Raw genomic sequence first — 9091 nt, forward strand, 5'->3', positions numbered from 1 at the left:
TCAATTCTTAAGCTTTTTTCTCTTTTTATTGGGCAAAGTAACTAGTGATAAGCCGTTCCAGGGAGTGAAGCTGCTTGCTTGCCGGAGCGCCAGCGCCTTCTTTAAGTGAAGAGAGCGCGCTTTCCACAAGAAATCTGCGAGGGTTTCTCGCATGAAGAAGCTCATCTTGAATAAAGTCCAGCAATTCGCTGCATTTCAGCTTTTCTTCCTGGCAGTGACCGGCTTTTTTCAACGCGGAAATAATGCTGCAAAGTTTTTGCTGAAATGTCTGATCGGCTTTTTTGCAATCCGGAAGCCAGTTGTCCAGGAATTCAGGACGAATTAATTGCTCACCGGATTCGGCTGCTTCGTTTACAACGCCGACAATCCTGTTGACGCTGTATCTTACTGCTCGTTGAAGGCCTGCTTTTGACTCATGAACCAGCGTGTAGTATCTCAATGTTTGATGCAAAATGCCAATCAGCATAATGGCGCCGTCCAATAAATAGGGACGATGACTTTCGTCGAAAATATCCGTAAAGCGCTGATGTACCCAGCGGATCGTAAGCAATTGGCCTCTCTTCATAAATTGCTTTAAATCCTCGTCATTTGTCACGAGTACTTCTTCAAAGAGAGCGATTAACTTATTAGTCCGGTTTGTCTGCATTTGAAGTTCAATTTGTTTAATGAAAATTTCAATATCAGAAGGGTCTTGGCCGATAAGCAGCTCGTTCCGTTCCTTTTCCAGCTGGCGATAAATTGTTTTAAACAAAGCGATGAGCAGTTCAGTTTTGGAAGGAAAATAATTATAAAATGTACCCTTCGAGATACCGCTGTAGTCCAATATATCCTGGATAGAAGTGGCTTGGAACCCCTTCTCAATAAATAGCTGGTGAGCCATTTTAATCACATGCTGTTTTCTATCATTCATTTGATCACCTTTATTATTAGTTAGACTGCCTGTTCAAAACTATAGTACATTATTTTTCAGACTAGTACAAACTCAATAAAATAAAGGTACTTTTAGGTTGCAGAATTTGAACTTATAGTATATGATAGCTGTTGTGTGAAATGATGGTACAAAATAATAGACTGAATGTACACGGAGGGGAATAGATGGAACATTCAATAGAAAAGACATCTCGCCCGCAGTACGGAATTCTGGCCGTTCTGATGATTGGGGCTTTTATTGCATTTTTAAATAACACGCTGTTAAACATTGCGCTTCCTTCTATTATGAAGGACTTAAAGGTTGACGCATCGACTGTGCAGTGGCTGACAACAGGATTTATGCTGGTGAATGGAATTATGATTCCAACGACCGCTTTTTTAATTCAGAAATATTCGGTTCGCCGTTTGTTTTTGATCGCCATGAGCTTATTTACGATAGGGACCATTATCGCTGGAGTGGCTCATGTATTTCCTATTCTGCTGGCTGCACGCATGGTTCAAGCCTCTGGCTCGGCCATTATGATGCCGCTCTTAATGAATGTCATGCTTGTGAGCTTTCCTGTAGAAAAAAGAGGAGCCGCGATGGGGGTGTTTGGGTTAATCTTAATGGCGGCTCCAGCTATCGGCCCGACTTTATCCGGCTGGATTATTGAGCACTACGATTGGCGGATGCTGTTCCATTTTGTAACGCCGATTGCTGTTGTTGTGCTGTTAATTGGTTACTTCTTGCTGAAGGACAAAAAAGAAAAGGTGAATATCCGCCTTGATTTATTTTCCTTGTGCTTGTCAACCTTGGGATTTGGCGGTCTGCTGTACGGGTTCAGTTCTGCCGGCAGCAAAGGCTGGGATAGTCCGCAAGTATATGGAACGATCTTAGTAGGGGTTGTTGCTTTAGTATGGTTTATTTTGCGCCAGCTGAAGATGGATATGCCGATGCTTAACTTTCGGATCTTTAAATATCCGATGTTTGCCTTGTCATCATCCATTACGATGGTTGTAAATATGGCCATGTTTTCCGGTATGCTGCTGATTCCTATTTACGTGCAGACCATCCGCGGGATTTCACCAATGGATGCTGGTCTGATGATGCTGCCGGGAGCACTTGTGATGGCGGTGATGTCACCGGTCACTGGAAGATTGTTCGATAAGTTTGGCGGCCGTGTGCTAGCTGCTACCGGCTTATTGATTACAACGGTTACTACGTACTATTTCAGTAAGTTAACGCTGGATACAACTTATACCCATTTAGTTTTACTAAATGCTGTACGGATGTTCGGCATGTCAATGGTTATGATGCCTGTTTCCACCAACGGCTTAAATCAGCTGCCCGCCCGCTTTTATCCGCATGGCACAGCTATGAACAACACGTTGAATCAAGTATCGGGCGCCATCGGAACGGCTCTGCTCGTCACGGTGATGTCTAATCGCACGGAAACACACGCGGCAGAAATAGCGGCCGATGCAATGAAGCATGCGGCTGCGCAGCCGACACCGGCAGCTTTGGCGGAGATGAAACAGCAAATTGCGATGAAAGCGATGCTTGAGGGAATTAACGATGCCTTTTTCATTGCTACTTTAATTGCTACAGTGGCGCTTATTCTTTCGCTCTTTATTAAGCGCTCTAAGCCGGCTGAAGATCGTCCACAGGAGAGACAGGCGAAGCAGCAGCTGGCAGAGAATTAACCAGTTCGTCTGGGCGTTAATAATGCCCGGCACTGTATCCGAGGCGCTGAAGTCATGTCTGCGGCAAGCGTCCGCCTATTTTTGAGAATAAAAAGGAACCGCCTGATGTTTGTTCAGGTGGTTCCTTTTTATTTGGCGATGGATTTTTTTTGAAACACGGCATACCCAGCAACGATCAGCGCTCCTGCCATTCCTGAAAACAAATCGGTCATTGTGTCTTTGTTGCTGTCGCTTTCCAATGCGCCGATCAGCGTGCCGACAAATTCCACGCCTTCCCACATGACGCTGGAAGTGATGGAGAAGGATAAAACAAATAGAAAAATGAGCCAAGACGAAACATGGCGTTCTGCTGATTCAGGGATGTACCATTTGTATAAAGCGATGGCCATGAAAGCCATAAAGGCGCTTCCGAGAAAATGAGTGGCTGTATCCCACCAAGAGAACCGGTCATAAAAGCGCAGCATGGCTCCGAGGAAAAAGGTGCTGAACAGCAAAAGGTAGTAGCCGGCTATAAGCGGCAAACTGAATGGAATCCGCTTGCAAAACAGAAGCAGCAAGGGCAGGGCGCTAGTTAAAACTCTTCCCAGCATATCAGTCCAGTCAAAAGAAGCACCATTTATGTAGTTGACGACGGAGCCGCCAACTACTAAAAGAGTAAAAAGGATGCTCAAGATCCATATCGCTTTCTTTTTCATTTCTATCGCCTCATTTATTGAAGTTCTTAACAGTATGTCCATTCCTGTGTGATTTACCAGCTAAAATAAAAAAGATTAGCCTAGCGGCTAATCTTTTCAGACTGCGGATGGGTCTGTAGATTTCTATTCCAGGCTGCTTCGCTTTCCGCGGGGCGGGCGGCGAGCCTCCTCGGTGCAAGGCACCTGCGGGGTCTCGCCTGTCCCGCTGATCCCGCCGGAGTCTTCGCGCCTTCCATTTCAATCAACAGGATGTACAAACAGAGGGCAGCTGTATAATGATGCTTATTTGAAGGGAATGAATCACCTAAACATCTTTTCAGGCTGTGTCCTGCTTTAGCGTCATGTACAGAAAGCAGAGACCATCAAAAAGTGGTGACCCGCCATGTTTGGCAGAAGCACGTGGAGGAAGCCGATCATCTTTGTCATTCCATAAATAAAAAAAGATCAGCTCAGCGGCTAATCTTTTTTAGTTATGAAATAGTAGCCTAATTTAGATAATAGGTACAAGGTGAAAATCACCATTAAAGTTTTTGATATTACATAACCATCAATAGCCAATTCATACCCTTTAGGTACTAAAGACTTTGTATTAAAAGCAAAGTAAGTTGATATGGCTAAAGATAGAACAATTAAAACGTAAGGTAAAATAGGTTCATTTCGCATGAAAAGTCCGCCTTTCATTATGTATTTAACAAATAATAACATTATTTCAAAAATATTAAAATAATAGATGTTGAACAGTTATTATTCAATAACCATTCTTCTATTCAATCTGCGGGTACTTTTCTGCTTCAGGAGAGCAGGAGGGAGTTGATGGGCTGTGTCCGCTTTTTTACATGTCCTTGACTCTCATCTGACAAATTGTCTTTTGTCATTTGTAATATCCTTTTGTTTGTACTTGGCTTATTTGTGGAAAGATGGGAATACATAACATCAATTTCAAAAGAATGGGAGGGGGACGTCATGGCTGCCAAAGTAGAGAGTGACAACGTGGATTTGCACCGTTCTGGCTATTTATCCAAAAATGTGTGGTCAGGTTTTTTATTTGGCGTAGGTTTTATTGCCTTTTTTGATGAAGCGGTTTTCCATCAGCTGCTTCACTGGCATCATTTTTACGACAAGTCAACAACAGCGATGGGATTGGTTTCCGACGGTTTTTTCCATGCTTTTAGCTGGTTCGCGACAATCGGCGGTTTATTTATGCTTGCCGATCTCCGCAGAAAGCAGGGGTTCTGGCCTGCCAGATGGTGGGGCGGTGTATTGCTTGGAGCTGGCGGATTTCAGCTATATGATGGGATCATTCAGCACAAGATGATGAGGATTCACCAAATTAGATATGTCGAAAACATTATCGTGTACGATATGATCTGGAATCTCACCGCTCTTGCCATGATCCTTGTCGGAGGAATCCTGCTGATGCGGACGCGGAACAAACGGGAGCGCTCCTCATGATGGGATCAGATATTTGCTACGCGGGAGAGCAGCTGTCCAAAGCGGCGCCGCAAGTGCTTTTGGCGCTCCCATTTCTCTTCGCCTTATGTCTATACCTAGCTGCTGTCGCTGTGTCTAACCGTTATCGAAGAAAGTGGCCTTTCTTTCGCACAGCCTGCTGGGTAGCAGGGATTTTGCTGGCTTTGAGCTCGGTCACTGGGCCTCTTGCTGCCCGGGCGCATGTGGATTTTACAGCCCATATGGCCGGACACTTACTATTGGGGATGGCTGCGCCGCTTCTTCTAGTGCTGGCCGCGCCAGTCACTTTGATTTTGCGGACATTGCCGGTGGGAGCCGCACGCGCCCTTGCCCGTTTATTAAAAAGCAAGCCCATCCGGCTTCTGAGCGATCCTGCAGTGGCCGCTCTCCTGAACGTTGGCGGGTTATGGGTTCTTTACACCACTGAGTTGTATCGTGCGATGCACGAATCCCTGTTTTTGCACCTCTTCATCCATTTTCATGTATTTTTAGCCGGCTACTTGTTCACTGCCGTCATCCTTTATATTGATCCGATTCCTCATCAAAAGAGCTTCCTATACCGAGCGCTGGTCCTGATCCTTGCGCTCGCCGGCCATGGAATATTATCCAAATACATTTATGCCCATCCGCCGGCCGGTGTGGCTGAAGCGCAAGCAAAAGTGGGCGGGGTCTTCATGTATTATGGCGGCGATGCCGTCGATATGATCCTTGTTTTTTTGCTTTGTTTGTATTGGTACCGTTCTGCCCGCCCGCGCAAGTCTTTGGGAGAAAGCGTTTCAAAGACTGTATAGCCTGGCAGCAGGAAAGTGACAAAAGCGCGATGATGGCGTCACTTTTTCTTTTTGCTGGAACAGATTCACGTTTTTATTATAGACGCTAGGGGGAATGAAATAAGAACAGACGAAAATAGAAAAAGCTTCTGGAAGAAAGGAGCGGACAAAGTGAAGGAATTCATAGGGTTATTAAAAGCCGGCAGCAGGTCAGCTTTATGGGCGGCGGTAATAAATACCATCGTTGCACTGATTAAGACAGCTGCTTATTTAATCACGGGCAACGTCGCCATGTTTGCTGAAATGATGCACAGTTTTGGCGATGCCGCTAATCAGCTGTTTGTTTTTATCGGTTCCTCATTAAGTAAAAAGGAGCCGACAGAAAGGTTTCCAGGAGGGTTTGGCCGCTTAGTGAATTTAGTTCTGCTCGGCGCTGTGTTAATTGTAGGGGTATTGGCGTATGAAACAGTGGTTGAAGGCTTTCATCATATTTCCAGCCCGGTTCATTCCAAAGACTGGTTTTGGCTGAACATTGGCATTCTCGGAACCGCCGCTGTATTGGAGGCAACCGTTCTTTACAAGGCAATGAAAGAAATTACCGAGCATTTGCCTCAAGAAAAAGTAAAAGGGCTTAAAATTATTCCGGAAAGCTACAAGCATGTGAAGAATGCCAAGCCAGCTACAAAACTTGTTTTTTTAGAGGATAATGTAGCTGTTGGCGGTGCCCTTCTTGCTATGATGGCTATTATCCTGGCTGCCTACACGCCTTTTCATAGTGCTACCGGGTATGCTTCTATCGTCATCGGCCTGATGCTTATTCTGGTTGTCGGCCGGATATTTCTAGATAACGCGGCAGGAGTACTGGGGGTGGCAGACGTTAAGCTGCAAGCAAAAATCGGCGCCCGGGTGCTGCAGCATCCTGAAATAAGGGATATTCAGGATTTGGACGTTATCAAGGAAGGGGATGATCTCCATATAGAGCTCCGCTTGGAGGTAGATCCCGAAATGAAGATCAAAGCAGCTGATGATATAAGGGACCATATTGAAGCGAATATCAAGAACAGCATAACGAATGTCACGGATGTTGTGATCGAATTCGACGAGGATGATCACGTAGCTACTTGGAGTGGGGGACCGCAATAACAGGTGCTGTGCGGTACGCCCTTTATTTTGATTAGATGCGAATGGTGTAAAGGAGCGAAGTAGATAAAAAATTTAGCAACTCTGCTGAAAAAACAAGCAGAAGTTAGCACTTGACGCCCCGCCGATCATAGATTATTATATTAGTATAAACTGAATATTCCTTTTAAGGGGAGTAGCTTTTACAGCAAAGTCGTCATTACAGAGCGGTCAGCTCTCGGCTTTGTTGGCAGCGATGAACGTTGTTAGCAAGACCTTACCAAACGGTATAGGTCTTTTTGTGCGATCAAAGCCTGTACCGCCATCCGGTACAGGCTTTTTTGTTTATCTGCTTATGGTTTTAAGCAGCAGGGAATCCATTGAATAAGGAGGGGAAAGCATGAAGAAAAAACGATTGGCTTTTCAGCAGCTAGTGGCCAAGAATAAAGAGGAATTGATGAAGGATGAAAAGATGATTGAAAAAATTGAAAAGAGGCTGGAAAGTAAATATACGAGCCGCATGGAAGACGAAAAAGCTGTTTAATTGATTGAAAAACAAAAAATGGAGGGTTTTTTATATGTTGAAAAAAATTATGGCATCACTTTTTATCTTTAGTCTATGTTTTGCGCCGATCAGCCACGTGTTTGACCACCAGCCGCAATCGGCAAGCGCCAAGTCGTATAAATCAGGGAAAAAATCTTACAATTCTCCTGCAGGGAGCAGCCCGTCCTTTTTAAAGAAGGACAAAGACCAGCAAGTGAATAAACAAAAATCAGCGACGAAGGATTCAAAAAAATCAGCAGCCTCTAAATCAAACAAAGGCGGTCTTCTAAAAGGACTGTTTCTTGGCGGTGTAGCCGGCTTGCTGTTTGGCAGTCTGCTTGGCAATCTGGGGATTTTAGGATCTGTGCTTGGCTTTTTAATTAATATGATTGTTCTCGTGGCAATTGTGGTGCTCATCCGGAAGATTGTTGTTTCCTTGTTCAAAAATAAACGGAAGGATGATCATTCATGGAACAGATAAAGCTGTCTGAGCAAGATATTATTAATGCTCTTTGTTTATATGTTTCTGACAAAAAAGCCGTTTCACCCTATGAGGTGGAAATAGAGTTAATGTTCGACGATGATTACGGCTTTTCTGCTGAATCGCATGTTGCCGGACGAAAGCAAATTTTAGTCACGGTGAATATAATTGAAGCGATTCGCTTTTGGCTGGATACGAAGCTCCAAATGGATCCATTTGCGGCTGGAATTGAGCTGGAGCTTGATGATGACGAAGGCATTATCGCCTGGATCAGGTAAGCCAAACGCCGTTGTGCCTGTTTGACTGAAAAGGAGAGATTCCTTATGAAAAACGGACTGATCACCCTTGGTGAAGCATTGATTGATTTCATTCCAGCTGACCCCGAAAATAGCACCTATATAAAAAGCCCAGGCGGTGCTCCAGCCAATGTGGCGGTTGGAGCCGCCCGCCTGGGAATGGAATCTATGTTCATCGGGAAGCTGGGAAACGATGTGCTAGGCACTTTTTTGAAAAAAACGCTGGCTGCCTATCAGGTAGATACTGCCTCTCTTATTTTCACAGATACTCATCGGACCGGCCTGGTGTTCGTTACTTTGGACAAAAAAGGAGAGCGCAGCTTCAGCTTTTACATCAAGGAAAGCGCCGATTTCTTTTTGGAGGAATCGGAGATAAGAGAAGAATGGTTTATTGCTAAAAAAATATTTCATTTCGGAACTATCTCGCTGTTAAGGGAGCCTGCCAGGGGGGCTACCCAAAAGGCGCTTGCTTATGCAAAGAAACATGGATTGATGGTTTCGTTCGACCCTAACGTTCGCCTGGCTCTCTGGGAAGATGAAGAGCTGCTTAAACAAACGATATTTACGATGATGGCAGAAGCAGACATATTAAAGCTGTCGGAAGAAGAACTCTTGTTTCTAACAGGAGGAACGAATACAGAAGCCATAAAGCAGTGGATAGACAGCTATGATCTTTCGCTTGTTTTGCTGACAAAGGGAGAGCATGGAAGCATCGTATTCACAAAAGCTGCTGTTGCCGAAATAGACGCCTGGAAAGTGGAAACAGTTGATACGACGGGGGCTGGGGATGCCTTTATGTCGGGTTTGTTGTACGGATTGAACGAGCGGAATGAAGCTATTTCTTCCATAACCCTGGATGAAGCGGCTGATATGGCCCGCTTCGCCTCGATATCGGGAGGATTGGCAGCTTCGCAAAAAGGAGCGATGGCCGCACTTCCCTCCTTGGAAGAGGTCAGGAAGATAATAAGAGAAAGCAGAAGATAAGAAAAAAACAAAAACAACTGCCGGAATGATCTGAACCCAAAAAGTTAGACACAAATGTTAGGCTGCCTCAAGGGCATGATTCCGATAATCAACCGGGCTCATGCCCTTTAATTTTGCCT

At 44.8% G+C, this 9091-nt stretch carries 11 protein-coding genes; 8 read left to right on the top strand and 3 right to left on the bottom strand.

Annotated features, from left to right (window positions below; all coding sequences use genetic code 11):
- Positions 1–25: 25 nt before the first annotated feature.
- Positions 26–910 carry a TetR/AcrR family transcriptional regulator gene (locus B1A98_RS16290; protein WP_063383838.1) on the bottom strand — a complete coding sequence of 295 codons (885 nt, stop codon included), beginning with the start codon at positions 908–910 and terminating at the stop codon, positions 26–28.
- 185 nt (positions 911–1095) lie between these two features.
- Here B1A98_RS16290 and B1A98_RS16295 point away from each other — a divergent pair, with 185 nt between their 5' ends.
- The gene (locus B1A98_RS16295; RefSeq protein ID WP_041114205.1) at positions 1096–2613 is read left to right on the top strand and encodes a DHA2 family efflux MFS transporter permease subunit; all 1518 of its coding nucleotides are present in this window, start codon (positions 1096–1098) and stop codon (positions 2611–2613) included.
- A gap of 128 nt (positions 2614–2741) precedes the next feature.
- Here B1A98_RS16295 and B1A98_RS16300 read toward each other — a convergent pair whose 3' ends face one another.
- The gene (locus B1A98_RS16300; RefSeq protein WP_063383839.1) at positions 2742–3308 is read right to left on the bottom strand and encodes a DUF2238 domain-containing protein; all 567 of its coding nucleotides are present in this window, start codon (positions 3306–3308) and stop codon (positions 2742–2744) included.
- Positions 3309–3764: 456 nt separating this feature from the next.
- The gene (locus B1A98_RS16305; RefSeq protein ID WP_063383840.1) at positions 3765–3971 is read right to left on the bottom strand and encodes a hypothetical protein; all 207 of its coding nucleotides are present in this window, start codon (positions 3969–3971) and stop codon (positions 3765–3767) included.
- Between the two features lie 300 nt (positions 3972–4271).
- Here B1A98_RS16305 and B1A98_RS16310 point away from each other — a divergent pair, with 300 nt between their 5' ends.
- The 7 genes from B1A98_RS16310 to B1A98_RS16340 all read left to right on the top strand — a co-directional run bounded on the left by B1A98_RS16310 (position 4272) and on the right by B1A98_RS16340 (position 8972).
- The gene (locus B1A98_RS16310; protein ID WP_063383841.1) at positions 4272–4760 is read left to right on the top strand and encodes a DUF2243 domain-containing protein; all 489 of its coding nucleotides are present in this window, start codon (positions 4272–4274) and stop codon (positions 4758–4760) included.
- On the top strand, positions 4757–5569 hold the full coding sequence (locus tag B1A98_RS16315) for a cytochrome c oxidase assembly protein (protein ID WP_087903782.1): 813 nt from the start codon (positions 4757–4759) through the stop codon (positions 5567–5569). Before B1A98_RS16310 ends, B1A98_RS16315 begins: the two co-directional genes overlap by 4 nt.
- A 150-nt stretch (positions 5570–5719) precedes the next feature.
- Entirely contained in the window at positions 5720–6691 is a 972-nt protein-coding gene (locus B1A98_RS16320; protein ID WP_063383842.1) for a cation diffusion facilitator family transporter, read from the top strand.
- A gap of 376 nt (positions 6692–7067) precedes the next feature.
- Complete coding sequence (locus B1A98_RS16325) at positions 7068–7211, top strand: FbpB family small basic protein (protein WP_082028264.1); 144 nt, start codon at positions 7068–7070, stop codon at positions 7209–7211.
- A gap of 34 nt (positions 7212–7245) precedes the next feature.
- Entirely contained in the window at positions 7246–7692 is a 447-nt protein-coding gene (locus B1A98_RS16330; protein ID WP_063383843.1) for a hypothetical protein, read from the top strand.
- On the top strand, positions 7680–7970 hold the full coding sequence (locus B1A98_RS16335; protein ID WP_063383844.1) for a YxcD family protein: 291 nt from the start codon (positions 7680–7682) through the stop codon (positions 7968–7970). Before B1A98_RS16330 ends, B1A98_RS16335 begins: the two co-directional genes overlap by 13 nt.
- A 45-nt stretch (positions 7971–8015) precedes the next feature.
- Positions 8016–8972, top strand: coding sequence for an aminoimidazole riboside kinase (locus tag B1A98_RS16340; protein ID WP_063383845.1), 957 nt, complete (start codon positions 8016–8018; stop codon positions 8970–8972).
- Positions 8973–9091: the final 119 nt, after the last annotated feature.

It is taken from the genome of Pseudobacillus badius (genome assembly GCF_002189605.1).
GTDB lineage: Bacteria > Bacillota > Bacilli > Bacillales > Domibacillaceae > Pseudobacillus > Pseudobacillus badius.